This window comes from Limnohabitans sp., assembly GCF_046052825.1.
GTDB lineage: Bacteria > Pseudomonadota > Gammaproteobacteria > Burkholderiales > Burkholderiaceae_C > Limnohabitans.
The window spans coordinates 17,307-36,473 of sequence record NZ_JAVLFP010000101.1 but is presented as its reverse complement, the minus strand read 5'-3'; the positions used below and the strand labels follow the sequence as shown (position 1 = coordinate 36,473).

The window sequence follows — 19,167 nt, the reverse complement described above, 5'->3', positions numbered from 1 at the left end:
GGGCCTGATCAAAAGCGCAACAACACAGGCCCTTGGGATGACAACAACGTGAACACAGCTTGGCTGTCTTTGTTGATGTAAGCAATGCCGTTGTAAGTCACAGCGGCTGACACGCCGGGACACGTCTCGACCACCTGGGCATTCACCAACGCTTTGGCTTCGCTGCGCAAAGTCAATTGGCCGGTGTAGCTGCAACCCGTGGTCACGCTTGAACCGGTGAGTGCGCCTGTGGAAGAAAAAGTCCAAGCCATGGTGCGGCCCGAGTTCACGCCACTCCATGTTTTGGCAAAACTGCCATAGGTGGCCGCCGTGGCGTACACATTGGCATTGGCCGCAGAAAATTCGTAGGCCTCACGCTTGGCGCCCGTCAAAGAACCTTTGAGCTTGGCACTGTCCAAACTGGCCGTCATGGCCACTGGGGCTGTGGTGGCACTGCCCACCGTGTAGCCCAACCCTGTGCCGCTCAACATGCCACCATTGACCGCCAGTGTGGCCTTGACCACGCGCGGCACCGTGCCATTGACCACCACCCACGCAGTCCCATCACCCAACACCACCGCACCGGCAGTCAAGTCGCCAAAGGTGCCTTCCCAAAATCCCACCATGTCGCTGATTTTGGCCAGCGTGGTGGAAGCGGCTTTCTTTTGTTCGGTCAGCACCGCATCAATGTTGGCCGTGTCTGCCAAGGCCACAGGCACATCGTCTTTGACGCGGCTGGCCACTTGATCGCTCACGCTTTTGGTGGCTACGGCATACAAGCTGTTGGTGTCTGCTGATGAAGTTATAAAAGTTTCTTTATCGATGGCTTTGATTTTGGTATTGACATTGGCAACAGCTGCTTTTAAGTCTGACCGAGCGGCTTCAAACTTACCTGCATCAAAACCAGAAATACCAGCCATGTTGACTTTGGTCTTCCCTGCGATATCGTCCACCACCGAAGCACTAGAGAAATCAATATTTCCTGAAGAGTCTTTTACTTTTTCGGCTAAGGCCTTGAAAGCAGCGTTAAAAGCACTTCCGGAATCAGCCCCAGTGCTACTTGCTCCAGCAGCAATAGCAGATATTGCTGTGTAGACCTGCATCGATCCAGTTTCAAATCTCCACTGTTTTTCCTTGTCGGCATCAGTAGTGCCTTTAAAAGGGTTGTACGTTTTAAAGTCTGGCGGCGCATCGGCACTGGTGTAACCAAGCGCCGTCGCAACTTGATCTGTTGAATAGCCAGCCGCAAGCATTGAAGAGAGGATGGTGGTGGCCACGGACACCACGGTGGAGCCCGCCGGTGCTTTGAGCACCGTGCCTGCAGCCAGACTGTTGCCACGGTCGTCTTTGGTGGTCGCATCGGTCACCACCAAAATGGGCATTGGGCTGGTCAAGCTCAAGGTGAACGTGCCGTCTGCATTGGTGCGCACTTGGTTGGCCGCGCCATCGTCACACAGACCATTTCCATTCACGTCCGCACAGGCAATCGCGCCATTCAGTGGCCCCTTCAAGGCCACGCCGTTCAAGGTGATCGCGCCGCTGCCGCCGCCGCCGCCGCCGCCGCAAGCCGCCAACAAGGCGGCACTCAAAAGGGTCAGCGCGTGTGCAATGTGTTGTTTCTTCATGAACAGCATTCTTTAAAATGAATTAAAACCAAAAATCGGTATCGGGCAAGGTGGTGGGCATGCCCACCAAGCCAGGCGTCAAATGACCCACCAAGCCGGTGTCCACAATCACGCCGTTGGCGGCATGGTCGCTGTCAAACGCGCCCCCATCGGTCACCACAAAATCAAGCCGCGTGGTGTTGCCCACTTGGGTGGTGCTGCCGCCGTTGATGTCAGCCGCCAGGTTGACCCAAGCGCCCGCGCTGTTTTGCTGCCAATAGCCGTTGACGGCCAAGCTGTTGGCCACCAACAGGCTGAATAGCTCTGCTTTGCCACTCGTCACCACGGCATTGAAGGCCAACACACCGCCCGGTTCGGTCATGCCGGCAGGCGGCGAGAGCGAGCCCAAGCCGGTGCCGTTGGTCAAGCCCGTGATCTTGGTTTGTGCATCCACCGGCGGCACACCTTGGGTGGACTGAGCCACCAGCGTCAGCGTGGCCGTGCTGGCCACGTTGCTCTGGTAGGCATCGGCAATGCCGTCGCCGTTGGCGTCACCCGTCTCTGCGCTGTTGGCCACACCGTCGCCATCGGTGTCGGCGGCACTGGCGGCAGCGGTGATGGCCAAGGGATAGCTGGCCGTGGTTGTGTTGGTCGCGTCTTTGAGCGTCATGGCCAGGGCAGCATTACCCGCCGCAGTGCCCACAAAGTTGGCTTTGGCCAAAGCGGTGTTGATTTGCGCCGCGGTGCCACTGAGCTGAATCCCCGCTGTGGTGGCATCGGCATCGGTCAAGCCCAGCACCGTGCCATTGGTGGCCACCAGACTGAGCGACAGGTTGGTGCTGTCGATGTCAGCCACCGTCACGTCGTCCAACGAGAACACCACCCCTGCGCTGTGCGACTGCGCGTTGGCCGGCACACTGGCAAAGGTGGGCGCGTCATCCACCGCGTTGATTTTGAGGCTCAGGGTGTAGTCAGCCGCAGACAAAGCTGTGCCATCCGACACCTTGAACGTGAGGCTGGCATAGGCATCGCCACTGGCATTGAGCGCTGGCGTGAACACCAGCTTGTTGGCCGTGATGTCGGCCGCGGTGATGACTTGGTTCAACGTCACATCCGTGCCGTTCAATTGCAGCTTGCCCGCGGTGGGCAAGGTGGTGATCTTCACACTCGCCAACGTGTCACCCGTGTCAACGTCGGTGAACCCAAAATTCGACAAAGCAAGCGTCAGGCCTGTGTCTTCAGTGCCGGTCACCGTGGCATCGGCCGAAGTCGGCGCATCGTTGACGTTGGCAACCGCAGTGGTGGCCGCAGAGGTCACACTCTCTGCAGTGCCTTGTCCATCGGTGTAACTCGCCGCCACCGAGATGACTTTGCCCACGTGGGATTGCGCCAAGGTCAACGTGTTGTTGGTGGCACCGCTGAGGTTGACCCCATCGGCCTTCCACTGGTAACTCAGCGTGCCCATGCCATCGGCATCGGCCAAGGTGCTGACGGCCGTCACAGTCTGTCCTTGGGTAGCCGTGCCACTGATCGTCAGGCTGCCCGTGGGTGCATCGTTCACCGCCGTGAGGTTGAAGCTCAGCGTGTAATCTGAGGTCGACAAGACCGTGCCGTCAAACACTTTGTATTTCAAGCTGGCGGCCGCAGTGCCGTTGGCATTGGCCGCTGGGGTGAAGACCAGTTTGTTGGCCGTGATGTCGGCCACAGCAATGACCTGGTTCACCGTCACCGCGTCGTTGCCCAAACGCAGTTGCCCGGCGGTGGGCAAGGTGGTGATGGTCACACTTTGCAATGCATCGGTGCTGTCTGCGTCGGTGAACCCAAAGTTGGCCAAGGCCAGGGTCACGGCCGTGTCTTCGGTACCCGTCACGGTGGCGTTGGCCGAGGTGGGGGGCGTGCTGACGGTCAAGGTCAAGGTTTTGGGCAGCGACGGCTCGTCCTTGCTGTCGACCACGGCAAAGCTGAGGGTGTCGGCATAGGTGCCCGATTGCGCCGTGTTGGGGGTGTAGACCAACTGCGACAACTCAGACAGCAACATCTTGTAGCCGTCCCCCACCGGAAACGACGCACCATTGAGTTTCAAGGTGCCTTGTGTCGGCAGTGTGTAAATCACCACCGCAGACAATGCGTCCCCCGAGTCCACGTCGGTGAAGGGAAAGTCCGCCAAAGCAAACGTATGGGTGGCGGTCTTGGCCATCAACAAAGCCGCATCGGCCGAGCTTGGCGCAGAGTTGGTTTTGACCACCGCGTTGGTGGCGTTGGATGTGACGGTCTCCAACTTGCCCAAACCGTCGTAGTAGCTCACATGGACGCGAAGCAAATTGCCCGCATCGGCCAGCACCGGCTTGTAAGACGCTGTGGCCGAGCCCGTGATGTCGGTCCAATTTGCCCCGCTGTCCACGCTGCGTTGCCAAGCGTAGAGCAAGGTACCCAAGGTGTCGGCATCTGCCAACGTCGAGGTGTCTACCGTGAACGATGTGCCTTGCGTGACCAAGGTGGTGGGCACTGTCGCAGCACCTGAGGGTGCGTGGTTGCTGGGGTCAGAAATAGCGATCGACAGCGGTGTGATGGCGTTGCCGTCGTATGACGTGTCGGGACTGACCACTGTGAAGGCCAACGTGTAGGCCACATTGCTGCCCTCCACCTTGCCGTCGTTGTTGGCTTGCACGGTCACAGTTTGCACCGTGGCGTAATTGGCAGCTGTGAAAGTCAGCGTTCGCGCCGACAACACCAACTGGTTGCCACTGTCGAGCAAGTTGACTTGCACATCGGCCGTTGGAGCGGTCTTGAGCGAAATGCCAATCGACTCTTGGTACGTGGCATCGCTGCTAGCGGCACCTTCGGTCAAACTCAGGTTGCTGTCTGTCGTCACGTTCACGCCCACGGCGTCAGACACCACGCGCAAGGTTTGCTGCACTTGCGAGCTCACACCCGAGTTGTCTGGGGCATTGGTGCTGTCAAACGCCATCACCTTGAGCTTCAAGTCACCCAGCGCCGAACCGGTGTAGACATAGGCGGTTTGCAACTGCGCAGCCGTCATCGAGGTGCCGTTGGTGTAGGTGGTGGCTGTCCCGGTCGCGGGCTCCAGCTTGATGGTGCCCGCCGCACTGCTGTTCGTTGCCGCAGCCAACCACACCTTGTAACTCAAGGTCTGGCTGCTGTCGGCATCCGATGCCGAAAACAGCGTGCTCAAGGCCACTTTATGAACAGTTTGCCCAGCATCTTTGGCGTAGGTGTGAACCGCCTTGTCGCTCAAGGTCAAGTCCAACAAATCCAGCGGATTGGCCGAGGTGTAGCTGCCAACTTGAATGATCGGGTTGTCGTTGAGGTCCAGGCCGGTGCCGGTGGCTTTGAGGGTGTAGCCACCGGTGGCCACGCCCGAGCTCAAGCTGTCAGCGGTGACCTTGACCACAAAGGTGTTGGTCTGCGGGTACTTGGTGGCATCAATGGTGAATGCCAGTTGCCCTTCCACTTGGCTGTCCAAGGCCAAACCTCCAGCAGCTTGGGCAGACTCCAATACGCCGGTGTCTTTGTTCCACACCGAAATATTCACATGGAACTTGGTCTTGGTGGAGTTGGCGTCTGATGCGAAAGTGATGGTGAAAGTGGACGCTTTGGCCGTGGTCAGCAACCACACATCGGCGTCAGTGGCGGAGTCGATGGTGCCCTGATGGGTCACCCCAGCCAACAAGCGAGAGTTGTCGTCGCGCGCATCGGTGTTGGTGTTGTTGTTGGCGGTTTCCGCCGAGGCTTGCACGTTCACTTGCACCGCGTAATCGGCATCGGTCCACGCCAAGGGGCTGACCTTGAGGTAGTAAGTGCCGTTTTGCGGAATCAGCGCTTGCAACGACGTCAAGCTGCCCGTGGCCAACATCTGGGCAGGGTCAAACAACACCGACACATTGGTGGTTGAGGTGAACGCTTTGTCCACCGTCACCGTGCTGGTGTCGCCCGACTTGCCATCCACCGACAGCACGGTGTAAATGGTCGTGTCGGACGCGCTGGAGTTCAGCGTGAACTGGCTGCCAGACGTTAACGCTGCGCTCAGGCCACTGACGATCACTTGGGTGTCGCTGGTGCCTTGCTTGGCCAGCAAGGTGCCACTGGCCGTGCTGCTGAGGGTGCGCAAAAAGTCACCATTGGCATCCAGCAAATCGGCACGCCAACGGGCGGTGTTCGACAGCAGGCTGCTCTTGAACTGCAAGGTCAGCAAGCCCGCAGCGGCGGTGAACTTGAAGTAGTCCACATCGCCAGAGCTGGACAAGGCCCCCGTGACCCAATCGCCTGCACTGATCAAATTGGCTGCGGATGCCACGTCGTTGGGGCTGCCGTTGCCGCCGATCAGCGACTCTGATTCATATGCCATGTTCCGTTCCTCTTTTTTTATTCAAATCGTTGTTCAAGGTTTTAAATGGCATGCACCATTTCGAAGTTGCCGCTGACCAAATCGGTTTGTGTCACGCCCACCAACAAGATCGAGTTGCCGCCGCCTAAGTTGAATGACACGTCAGAACCTTGCTGGTTGGCACGGGCCAAAATTTCGGCCACGGTGTCGACGCCAATGCCATTCAAACCATCGGTGTCGTTGGCACCCAAGTTGATGGTCAGCACCGAACCGCCTGCACCGGCCACAAAGCCGCGCACGTCATCGGTACCACTGCCGTCAGCCAGCACCACGTGGTCGCCTGCCCCCACCTGGAACGACTCGTTGGCACTGGTCGACACCAGCAAATCGGCCAAGTCGGTGCCCATCACTTTCAAGATGGTGGCGTAGGTCTCGTTGGACACTTTGCTTGAGAGCGTGGGTGCCAGTGACATGGTGGCGTCGTCAAACACCAATTTTTCGATGTGACGCAACACATCGGTTTGGCTTGAAGCGGTGTTTTTGACTTCGGTGTAATGGTCTGAGCTGATCCCCAGCACACTGGTCGCACTGTCGGCGCCCAAAACAGCGCCGGTAGCCAGAACGGTGACGGTGTCACCCGTTGCAGTCACATCGAAGGATTGACCCACACGCAACACACTCAATTGACCCGAGGGTGCGGCCACCAAAGCTTTGTCCAAGGTCAAGCTCCAGGCCTTGCCGGTCACGGTGCCTGAATCGTTGGTCAGGTTGGACGAGATGGCTGCAGAGATTGTGTAGAACTCCGTGTTGCTCACCTTCACGACCATGCCTTTTTGCAGGGTGACGTTGGTGTCGGTGTTGAGGGTCAAGGCGTTGCTACCCACTGTCGGCGTCGAACCTGAAGTCGTCGAGACCGATCCAGACAACTTGAACGCCGCCTGGATGGCACTGGCCAAAGCGGTCGCCGTTTCTGCTGTGGTGGTGCCCTTGGTGACTTCAATGGCTTGGTCGCCCAAACTCAGGTACACCTTGGCAGTGGTTGGCAAGGCGCTGAGCGTCAACACGGTTTTCTGCACCGCGTTGACGGTGAAGTCGGCCTTGTTGCCCACCTCCACCACACGGTCTTCGGTGTTGTTGATGTTGGCCCCACCGTCGATGGTGTCGTTGCCTGCACCCGGTGAGAACACATCACCCCAATCTCCGCCGACCAAGCTGTCGTTGCCATCGCCTGAATCCATCACATTGACCAAGCCCTTGTTCACAGCGTCGCTGGCCACCGAGATGGTGTCTGCGCCCGATGTACCCGTCCAAAACACGGTGTCGACTTTGTTGTCGCCATTGGTGTCCACCGATTTGGAAGTCACACTGGTTTGGTTCAAGTGAATCACTTGATCGGCAAAGACCAGGTCTTCAATTTTGGTGAGCAGGTCAGTGCCGTCTTTGTTACTTCTGTTGTCGGTCACCCGAACGTATCCGCTGGCGGAAGCTACATTGCTCCAACCACTGGTGCCATTCGCACTGAACGCCACGGTGTAATCGGAATACTTGCCAGAGAACTTCACGGTGTCGGTACCCGCCCCCCCGTCGATGGTGTCGTTGCCCGCATCGCCTTGGAAGATGTCATTGCTGCCACGGCCCGTCAGCGTGTCGTTGCCGTCACCGCCAAACATTTGATAACGCACACCAGTGGTTGGGTCTGAGCTGGCGAAGGTCAAGGTGTCGCCCAAGTAAGAACCTTGGATCGTCACCAAATCCACCACACCGTCGCCGTTGGTGTCGGCAGTGACCACTTGTTTTTGCAAGCGCACAAAGCCATCGGCAAACTGCAAGGCTTCAATGCCTGTCAAGGTGTCGGTGCCTTCTGCAGTGGACGTGACGGTGTAGGTCCCATCGTCCGTACCTGGCGTCACGGTGTAGCTCGCTTTGTTGCCCACATACTCGGCCACATCGGGCAAGGCTTTGCCAAATGTGTCTTTGCCATCGGCCCCACCATCGAGCACGTCGTCTCCTGCGCCGCCTTTGAGGGTGTCGGCACCTGCCCCACCGGTGAGGGTGTCGTTGCCCTCTGCACCAATCAACTGGTCGTTGGTCACGTCACCCACCAACACGTCATCGCTGGCGGTGCCAATGATTTGCATTTGGTCTGGACGACCATCGCCGTCAATGTCTATTGCTGTGCGGGTGGTTTTGAGGTTGACCCAGCTGTCATTGAAGCTCAGGGCTTCAATGCCACTCAAGGTGTCCACACCCAAGCCACCGTCGGCATCGGCCAATTTGTCTGACACGCGCACCATCAAATTGGGCGAATCCACTTTGCTGCTGGACCATGTTTTGCCGTCGGTGCTGTACTCGATGGTGAAGCGAGACACCGCGCCGTCGTAGCGCGCCACGTCCAGGCCCGGGTTGCCCCAGGCATCACGGCCGTTGGCACCACCCACAATCGAGTCGTCGCCCAAACCGCCATTGAAGTAGTCAGGGCCATCGCCACCGATCAAGGTGTCATTGCCCTCATTGCCATTCAAGTTGTGGCTGACACCCGGATAGAGGTCGGCCGACACGTCAATCAGATCACCCAGCAGCGAACCATTCACACCGACGTTGGTGACCTTGTCGGTCTTGGGGTCGCGGTTGATCCAGGTGTTCACACCCAATTGGATCCAGCGGTCTTTGAAGCCCACCTGCTCAATGTTCACCAAGGTATCCGTGCCCGTGCCATCGGCACGGCTGTCGGTCACAGTGACGGAGCCATCTTTGTTGGCGGTGATGGTGTAGGTGTCAAACGAATCGTCGTACTGCACGGTGTCGCCACGCACATTGCCCCATTGGTCTTTTTCACCGTTCGAACCACCGTCAATGGAATCGTCGCCCGCATCGCCATGGATCCAGTCGTTGCCAGCACCGGCAATGACGGTGTCGTTGCCGCTGCCAGTGCGAATCGAATCATCACCCGCAAAGTTGTAATCGGTGGCAATGCCCGAACCAACACCAATGAAGTCAGCCCCTGAGGTGCCTTCCACGCCCGCACCCACCACGGGCCGCAGGTTGTAGTCGATCTTGTTGTACTCCTCGCTCCATGCGCGGTTCAGCCACACCTGCATGCTCAGCGGAATCCAACGGTCGTTGAACGAAATCGAATCCACATGGGTCAAGGCGTCCACCCCGCTGCCATCCATGTCAGACGGCAAGCGGTCTGCCACCAGCCAACCCGAAATGGTGGTGGCAGCGGCCGACTTGTTGGCCACCAAAGCATCCAAACCTTTGGCCAACCCCACCAGGTCCAGCTTGGACACGATGGCGCTGCTGCTGGTGACCGTGCTCTTGGCATTGCCTGTACCCACCGTATAGGTCAAGCTGGCGTCTTTGCTGCTGGTCACCACCCACACACCGGCTTTTTGGCTCAGGCTCACATCCAACACCACATAGCGGCTGAAGTTGCCTTCAAAGCGCACATTGTCTTGCACCTTGTTGCCCCACTGGTCGGTGGTCGAACTGCCGCCGCCATCCACATAGTCGTCGCCTTTGCCGGTGGTGATGCTCTCGCCTCCGGTACCACCAATGTACACGTCGTCGCCTTCTCGCAACTCCACGTTGATGTTGGTGGCAGCCAGCTGCTGGGCGGTCTTGCCCGACAACTCCACGAGTTTGGCAAAGCTCAATCGGTCGTTGGTGTTGGTGCCACGCAATTGGGCCCAGTCGAGCTTGCCATCGTTGTTCCAGTCGTTGGTTTGCGCTGTGACGGCAAAGTCAATCGCTTGGTCGCGGAACTGCACCGACTCGATGTTGAACAACACATCGGTGCCGTCGCCGCCAAACTCAGAGTCCACCATGTCTTGCACCAACAGGCCAGAGCCGTGTTGGCCGTCGAACAGGTCGACATTCTTGAAGGCCAGAGTCAGCACATTGACAAAGTCATCTGGTACCGAGGCTGCAAACGTCAAGGCGCCATGGGTCACTGTTGCGGCCTGCACACCGTCGATCAAAATGTTGCCGCTGGCTGAGGTGCCTGTGACGCTGACACTGAAGCGGTTGTAGCGCGCCAAGTCACCGCTGAAACGCGCTGTGTCTTGGTCTTGCCAGTTGTTGCCCGACGTGCCGTTGCTGCCGCCGTCGAGTACATCGTTGCCTTCGCCACCCGTCAAGTCGTCGCCATTGCCACCACCCAGCAACACATCGTTGCCGGCATTGCCGCGCATGGAATCGCGGTTGGCCGTCACCACGGTTGTGTTGGCTTTGGTGGTGCTGGTGGTGGACCCCACAATGATGTCGCCAAACACGGTGCCATCGCTGTTGACCGTGGTCACGCCTTGCATGTCGGTCCATGAATTGGTTTGCACGCCCACGCTGACCCAGCGGTCGTTGAAGGACAGGTTTTCAATGCCGTCCAACCAATCAGTGCCGAGTGAGCTGGCATCCACGCTGGGCAGCTTGTCTTTGACTTGCAACCAGGTTTTGCCATTGGCATCGACCACATTGGAAATGTCAAAGCGTGTGAACGAAGCCTCGTAACGCGCTGTGTCGGTGCGAGCCCAACCGTTTTGATCGGCTACGGCGTTGGCGCCCCCGATCAAGGTGTCGTTGCCAGCCCCCCCGTTGAGGTCGTCGCCACCTGCGCCAGCGATCAGGACGTCATTGCCATCGCCACCTTGCAAGTTGTCGTTGCCATCCCCGCCTTCGAGCAAGTCGTTGAGCACCGTGCCGTTGATGCTCAGGTTATTGGTTTTTGCGTACGTGTCGTACCAACTGTAGACCTGAGGCGTCAAGGTGTATTGCTTGTCGTTGAAAGAAATGACCTCGACATTGACCAACAAATCTTTGCCCGTGCCACCCAAGGCATCGGGGTAAGAGTCTTTCACGGTCACGCCGGTCACCACACCCGTCGGATCTGCATCGGCTTGGGCTTGGGTCACTACGGTGTAAGTGCTGGAGTCTCCGGCCCCCGAGATACGCACTTTGACAAAGCTCACCTCGTAACGATCGGCATTGCCTTGGTAACGAACTTCGTCTGATTTTTCCCAACTGTTGCCAGGCAAAGATGCGCTCTCGACACCACCATCGACCGTGTCATCACCGCCACGTGGGTCCATGTAGTCACGGTTGCTCGTCCCACGAATGACCTCACTTTGGGACGTACCCGAAATGGTGTTTTGCACCACGCGATAGGTCGTTCCGTCGGATGCAGTACCAACATTGGTCCAGGTCGACATGGTTTGCACCAAATCCACCCGAGCCCCGTTGAAATTCAAATGTTCAATATGGGTGATGCTGTCCACACCGTAGCCCACACCCGACAACAAACGGTCGGCCGCGTAAGCCGATGCTTTGAGGTGGCCGTTGGCAAAGTCTGAGGAACTCAGGTCTTTGATGGACGCAAAGTCCACCACCAAGAAACTGCCGCCATCTTGAGGAATGATGTCAAAGCGCGCCTTAGGGGCGTTGTAGTTGACAGAGTCGCCGCTGTTCCATGGGTTGGTTGGGTCGGTGATGTCTGCACCACCGTCAATGGTGTCATTGCCTGCGCGGCCATCGATGGAATCGTTGCCATCCGAGCCTGTGATGGTGTCATCACCACTTCCACCCGACAGGTAATTGTTGTTGGGCGTGCCCGTCACGGTTTGGCCAGCCTGCAACGAATTGGGTGTACCTGGGTTGCTCAGGTTCATCCCAAAATCATTGAAATTCAAGTTCTCCACATGGGTCAAGGTGTCGGTGCCTTCACCGCCGTAGGCATCGGCCAGCAAATCTTTGACTTGAACGGTGTCACCATCGACGTAAGCTTGGTCGCCAAATTTATTGCCGTCTGCGTCAAAGGTGGCAACTTTGACACCATCACGGATCAGTGAAATCTCATAACGGCGCACACCATCGCTGTAATTGGCGGAGTCAGCCCCGGCACCGCCATCGAAAACATCGTTGCCCGCTCCTCCGTTGAAGCGGTCTTCACCCGCCCCTCCTTGAGCAAGGTCAGCAAATGAGGTTCCTATGAAATCAATCAAACTTCCATCTTTGTTGTAATCGTTGATTTGGATTTGCAACGGGACATCGCCATCGTTGAATACCAAGCGTTCCACATTGAACACAATGTCAGCGCCCAAACCGCCCAAGCTGTCTGGCACCATGTGGGTGACTTTGAAATACACCAGATTGGGCGTACCCGTGACCGTGCCGGCGGTGTCGACCAAGCGCTCGATGGTGAACTGGCTCTTAGGGGCGTCGAAGTGAGCCACGTCATAGCTGCTCCAAGTGTCCCAAGGGTTGGTCGGTGTGGGGTTGCCACCACCGTCAATCGTGTCGTTGCCAACGCCGCCGGTTAGATCATCGCGTTGATTGCCGCCCTGTAAAAAGTCATTGCCCTCTTTGCCATCTGCCGAGAATGCGGCATTTGCATCGGTTGCTTTGATCACGTCGCCAAAGACAGTCCCCGTTGCATAGTTACCCGACACATTGACTGTCAGTTGCAAGTTGGAGCCATTGAAGTCAATGCGCTCAATGTTGCGCAACACATCTCGCCCGTCGCCGCCTTGGTCGTCGGGGTATTTGTCTTGTACGACCACAAAACCCAGCGGATCATAGGTTTTGGTGCTCACAAAAGCCGGGCCCGAGCTCGGGTTGGCCGTCAGGGCGTAACCCGTGCTGTTGTACTTCGACTGTGTGGTGTCTGCAAGGTCTTGGGCCGTGGCCACACGGAACAGGGTGATGTCGTAGCGGGACATCTTGCCCGTATAGCTGACCGAGTCCAAGTTGCCCCAGCTGTCGTTCGGGTTGGTGCCTTGGGCGCCACCATCGATGACGTCATTGCCCTTGCCGCCTTGGAACCAGTCACCACCCGCACCGCCATACAGGGTGTCGTTGCCGTCCCCGCCATTGAGGTTGTCTCTGTTCGAGTAAAAACCGTTGACAGGGGCTGACAACGTGGCCAAGTCATGGTCTCGCGCGTCGATGACTTCGCTCAGCAAGCCGCCGTTGTAATTGTTATTTCCAATGTAGGTGCCGTTGGCAGATGAATCAGGTACCCATTTGTTGATGTTGGGCGCCAAGTCGACCGTGTTGTCTTGAAAGCGCAGTTGCTCCACGCCCACGATGTAGTTCACACCATCACCACCCGTCACATCCGGCATGCGGTCGATCACGCGAACAATCGTCTGCGGTGGGTTGCTGGGATAGCCCGCATCGATTTTTGCTTTCAGGGCCAGCAACTCGGTTTGGGTCGACCCGGTGTTGTTGGGGTCGCTCAAAGAGGCGTAGCTCAGGGTGTCGATCTTGTAGCGTTTTTGCACGCCAGAGAACTGGACCACGTCCATGTTGTCCCAGCTGTTGGCGCTGGTGCCGTTGGCGCCGCCGTCGAAAAAGTCATTGCCTTGCGCATCAACCATAGTGTCGCCACCCGCACCGGCATACACCACGTCATGGCCTTTACCGGTATTGATGTAGTCACGCTCTGAAAAGATCTTGATGAACCCTTGCTTGAGGACATTCCCTGTTTGTTGCCCCTGGGGATCCACCGCATAAATCTGCATGGCGTTATTGCCGCCTGATGGGATGCTGTTCAAGTAAACACTGGAGGACTTCAACACGCCGTCGGCGTCTGCCGTCAAGGCAATTTCTGTCTGCATGCCGCCTGGCATGTACATGCCAGAGTTCATCGATGCCGTTGAACGGAAGGTGACGTTGTCCCCATCGATGTAGCCCAACACGGCCACAAACTTGGCCCCTGCAGCAGGCTTGGTGCTCAAATTGGGGTTGAAGGCCAGCAAGCTGTTCGACGACGTGGTTTGCATCACAATCGAATTGCTCTTGGCATCGGTCAAGGCCTTGGCGCCTATCGCATCGGCGTTGATCGCATCATCAAAGTCTGTGCCATTGATGTTGTTGCTCCATGAGTTGGGGTTGTACTCCACCACCAAGCTCATCTGTGTGTCGCTGAACTGAATGCGCTCCACATTGCTCAACACATCGGTGCCAAAGCCCCCAAACGCCACGTCCAGCTTGTCTTTGACGATGAACTTGTCGCCTTGCTGCGTGATGATGAAACGCTTTTGTGCGGCGTCGAAATGCGCCACGTCCCAGTCTTGCCACGAGTTGCCAGAGTTGCCATTGGCGCCGCCGTCGAGGGTGTCGTCCCCCTCGCCGCCCCAGATGTCGTCTCGGCCTTTGCCCGTGGAGATGACGTCATCCCCTGCACCAGCCTGCACGTAGTCTTGGACACCCGCAGCGGTTTCAACCGTGGTGGTGTCGATGGTGTCGGCAAAGTCGGTGCCGTTCCAGTTGATGTTGTTGATGGCGGTGGTTTGTTTCCACTGACCATCCACCATGCCCCACTGGTAGTTGACTTGTTTGACGACTTGCAAATTCACTTGCTTGTCGGCAAAACGCAGCACCTCGATGTTCTTCAAGGTGTCGGTGCCGTCGCCAGCATCGCCCTTGCTGTCGGCCACAGTGAAGCTGCCGTCCTTGGCACGGGTGATGGTGTAGCGGTCAGCATTGCCCGAATACTCGGCCACGTCCACGCCGTTTGAACCATTCGGGTCCCAATACTGGGTGTCGACCAAACGGTTGTCACCGCCATCAAGGTAATCATTGCCTTTGTCACCGCGCAAGGTGTCGCCACCAGCGCCGCCCATCAAGGTGTCGTTGCCATCGCCACCTGTCAATCGGTCTGATCCCTTGAACAAATCTGCAGAGGCCGTGTCAAGCGCCCCCATGGCATCAGCGAATGCGGTGCCATCCATGTTGACGCCACTGACCTTGTCGGGATTGTTGGTGTTGGTGGCGGAATCCCAATGGTTCATCCACACATTGGGCGTGAGACGCAATTGCTTGTCGCTGAAATTCAACACGTCCACATTGAAGACCGTGTCCGTGCCATCGGGCGAGCCTGAACGCAAATCTTTGACGATGAAGTAGGCCGTATTTTTGGTGCCTGTGACCGTGCCATCGGTGTCCACCAATCGGTTGATCGAGTAGCGGTTTGAAGGGCCCGAGTAATACGCCCGGTCTTCCACTTGGTAGGTGTTGCCGTCTTTGACAGCCAACAAACCGGCCAAGCCGGTGGAGCCACCGTCGATGGTGTCGTTGCCGCCCTCGCCCCGAATGTCATCGCCTCCAGCACCGGATTTGATCATGTCATTGCCGTCACCTGCGTTGATCCAATCTCGCACAGAGGGCGATGAGTTGGCGTTGAGCGCAGTGGCATCGATCACATCGTCAAACTCTGTGCCGGTGATGTTGTTGGAATAATCGGAGCGGTTGGTGGCCCAAAAACTGACCTGCAGTTTTTTCGTGGTGTCGCTGAAAGCAATTTGCTCGATGTTGCGCAAGGTGTCTTGCTCACCCGTGGCGAGGTTGGTGATCAGGATGTCTGAGCCACTGCGGGTGAGTTTCCAATCGGTCGACTTGGTGTCCCAGTAAGCGGCCATGTCATAGCTGCCAGCGCCGCCATCCAAGGTGTCGTTGCCGTTACCGCCTTGTAAGGTGTCGTCGCCTGCGCCCCCCAGCAAGACGTCGCTGCCGTCACCACCATTGAGTTGGTCGTAACCATCGCCACCATCCAAGCTGTCGTTGCCCGCGCCGCCATTCAAGCTGTCGTTGCCCGCACCACCGCTCAAGGTGTCGTTGCCGCTGCCGCCTTGCATGCTGTTGTTTTGTGCATTGCCAATCAAGGTGTGGTTGCCAGCATCCGTGCCCATGATGCTGAAGTTGCTGCTGGTCAGGCTGATGTCGACGGTGGTGTTGCCTGCTTGCGCGATGGCGACGCCAGATTCACTCGACATGAACAAAGTTTGAACATTGCCCGCAGCATCTGTGGCCGATTGGTGGGTGCGGTCATTGGGGAACACCACAATCGATTCGTCTGAGGCCAGTGGGGTGGCAAAGGTGAAGGTGACAACTTTGCCCACTTTGCTGGCGGTGTAGGTGGCGTCTGGCTGTTTGACTTGTCCCTTGAAACGCTGCAACTGAATGCCAGCCGCATCAAATGAGGCCACGTCTTCGTTGAACGACACCGTCAAAGAAGTTGATGTGAGTTTGGCGTCATAGACCCAAGGCCCATAAACGTCTGCCAACTGAACCACGCCCAAACCTGGCGCAGTGCCCAAGGTCACATTGATGAGACCGGCGAGTTTGACGGTTGTGTAATTGCCATTGCCTGCGTTTTGAAACACAACCAATGAATCCGCTTTGCCATTGCTGTCTGTGTCGGCGACCACAGCCACGGTGGTTCCCACATCGGTGAGGTTTTTGGCCAGGTAACCCAGCACATCGGTTTTGCTGGAAGTTGGGTTGATCAATATGTCTTTGCCAAAACGATCTTTGAACGTGATGATGCCGGACTTGATGCTGTGCTGGGCAATTTGTCCCACCGCAACGCCGGTCACCACGGAAGTGGTGTCGGCCGCAATCAAGGCCGTGTTCAAAGCCAGCACGTCGTTGGTGGACGTGGTGTCTGAGGTGTCTGCAGAGGCCGTGTCGAAGCCTTCCACCACATCACCCTGTTGGTACATGCCCACTTTGACGGTGTCACGGGCACGAACGGTTTCGCGCACGTCGTAATAGTCTTGCCCGTCGCCCCCATCCAGCGTGTCCTTGCCCTCACCGCCCACCAAGGTGTCGTTGCCATAACCGCCATCGAGACTGTCATTACCGCCCAGACCTGAGAGCACGTCGTTGCCACCCAGGCCACTGATCGTGTCCTTATCCGAGGTGCCCGAGAGCGTGTCGTTGGCGTCAGAACCCACAATGCCGCTGTCGTTTTCTGGATGCGACACCACGATGACTGGCAGGGTGTCAAAACCAACGTTGCCTTTGGCGTCGGTGATTTGCACTTTGATGAGTTTGTTGCCACCGGCGCTCGCCCAGTTGGTGGTGGCGGCATACGAGGTAGGGTCTTGCACCGCCACATACACAGTGGAGGCGAGTTCTTGAACAATGGCCACTGTGGCATTGCTATTGAACTTGACCAACAAAGAATCGCCGTTCTTGCCTACGTGGGTGCTGTCGATGGTGCCGATCACTTGCCAAACCGTACCGGCAGTTTTGATGCTGTATGCCGAATAAGTGGTGCCACCTTCAGTCGTTGATTGACCATAGTATTGGGCGTCGGACGAGTAGCTGACCTCTCGGGTTGTCGAATCGACCTTGAATACACCGGTGGATGTGCTGATGCCCAAACGCATGGCGCTGTTGGCGCCTTGCACGAAAGACACCTCCATCGAGCCGCCTGCCAAATCGCCTTCTTTGTCGGCCACTACCATTCTGTCGCCGCCCCATTTGTTGGGGTTGTAGACGTTGATTTCTGCTCCCGTATTTCCTGCGAACCTGGTGCCGTTCGGATTGAGCAACTCATCCAGCACATTCAAGGTGCGCTGAATGTCCACCGTGGGCGCGCTGGACTCCTCGACCGATTGCGGCGCGATGGTTTTGGTGAACTCAACGGCCGAGCCGTTGGCTGCTTGGCTGAGCGAAAACTTCACATCCAGCGTGGCAGGAAAACCGCTCCAGTCTTGGGTTGGCGAGCCCGTGGTTTTGTTGATGACCGAAAAACCGATGTTAGAAATCAACATTTCGACAATGTCAGAGGTGGCTTTGTCGTTGAATGTCACGCTCAACTGGGTGCCGTCTTGTGACGCGGTCACGGTGCCAATTTGCACGTAGGTGAGCTTGCTGGTGGGCACGGAGTTGATCGGGTCGTTTCTTTCAAACAGACTCAACCCAGAAGTAGAGGTAGCACTTGTGCCGGTTGTTGTACCCGTCACTGCGGTGGTGCCTGTACCAGTTGAAGTCCCTGTCGTGCCAGTTGCTGCGGTTGAGGTTGCTGATGTGCCGCTCGTACTTGCAACATTGCTGCCTGTGTAGGTGGCGTCCACTGCGTAACTCAAAGTTCCCGCTGCGGTATTCCATGAGAAGACCGTGGAGCGCCCAGTGATTTTGACAACCGCCACAGAGGGGTTGTTGGCTGTTTGGGGCGTGGTGATTTGAACTGACAGCACCCCGCCATTGAAGTTGGCATTGGTCGACACCACATCAATTTGGTTGGTGCCTATTTGGGGATTCACCACGTTGTGGGTTGCTGCGCTGATGGAGAAGAAACGTGCGCCCGAGTTGTTGGCATCTTCGTTGACGGTTTTCACCGTCGCGTCGTAGGACACACTCAAACTGTTGTCGCTCAACTTGACGGTGGTGAGGTTGCTTGCATTCCAACCTTTGGCAACAGACAAGTCAACCGGTACGGCCCCTCCTGAAGCACCCCCTGAGGCACTGCCGGAATTGTTGCTCTGAGAAGAAGAACCAGAAGAAGATGTGTCCGAAGAAACAATGGCAATCGCTTGAGTGGTCGTGTCGATAGGCACATAAATGCCAATCACTTTTTGGTTGCTGTCAAAGTTAGGAATGACAGTAATCTTCTCTAGGGCGGTCGCCCCTTGGTGCGTGAACACCAGGGCATTGGCCGTGTTGTTGGGCAACGCATCGGTCAAGGTTTTGTCGTAAGTCCAAGAGCTCGTGACTGCCGAACCACCCGTGGCCGATGGAGCTGTCACCTGCAAGATATCGGGTTTCGCGGCTTGCGCGGATTGAGCCAACACCATGGAACTCACGCCCAAGGTGGTGGTCACTTTCAGGTTGGCCACGTATGTTGCGTTGGTTGGAACGGCCGCTTGTGAATCTGTGATCAAGTCTGCGTAGTAGTACCCCGTTTTGGCGGCTGGCACCACCGTCGAACTTGTATCCACAAAACTTGAACCACCTGAACCACCTGAAGTACCTAAAGTACCTGAAGTACCTGAGGTGCCTGAAGTACCTGAGGTGCCTGTTGTGCCTGTTGTGCCTGTTGTGCCTGTTGTGCCTGAGGTGCCTGAAGTCGTATCCACCGACAGGTGTTTCAAAGCCCCAGTGTCATCTAATGGCAAGTAAAACCCTACCAAGTTGGTTGGGTCGCTTGGGTCGTAATACGCATCCAGCTGGATGTCACCCGCAGTTTTATAGGTGGTATCCCCATCGTGCCATGTAAATACGAAAGAGGTCACAAGTCCTGCGCTGTCTTTGACCGTGCTCTTCAAACTCCAATTGCTGTACAAGGGCTGAGTTGTATTGCTTGGATTCGCATACTTGACAGCAATCAAGTCAAATTTGCTGTCGGCATTCGTATCGACAAATGCCATCCCCAAAATGCCGAGCTGTGTGTTCGTTGTTGGGATTTTGAAACTGGCTGCATAGGAAACGCCAGTCGTAGCTTCTACGGCTGCTTTC

The 19,167-nt window shown here is 57.0% G+C and carries 3 protein-coding genes; all 3 read right to left on the bottom strand.

Annotated features, from left to right (window positions below; translation table 11 throughout):
* Positions 1-8 precede the first annotated feature (8 nt).
* From ACKWJN_RS15985 to ACKWJN_RS15975, 3 genes are read right to left on the bottom strand one after another with little or no spacing between them, the layout of a single operon-like run.
* Positions 9-1,604, bottom strand: coding sequence for a hypothetical protein (locus ACKWJN_RS15985; protein ID WP_408598563.1), 1,596 nt, complete (start codon positions 1,602-1,604; stop codon positions 9-11).
* A gap of 22 nt (positions 1,605-1,626) precedes the next feature.
* Positions 1,627-5,949, bottom strand: coding sequence for a beta strand repeat-containing protein (locus ACKWJN_RS15980; protein WP_408598561.1), 4,323 nt, complete (start codon positions 5,947-5,949; stop codon positions 1,627-1,629).
* Positions 5,950-5,990: 41 nt separating this feature from the next.
* Positions 5,991-19,079, bottom strand: coding sequence for a beta strand repeat-containing protein (locus ACKWJN_RS15975; RefSeq protein WP_408598560.1), 13,089 nt, complete (start codon positions 19,077-19,079; stop codon positions 5,991-5,993).
* Positions 19,080-19,167: the final 88 nt, after the last annotated feature.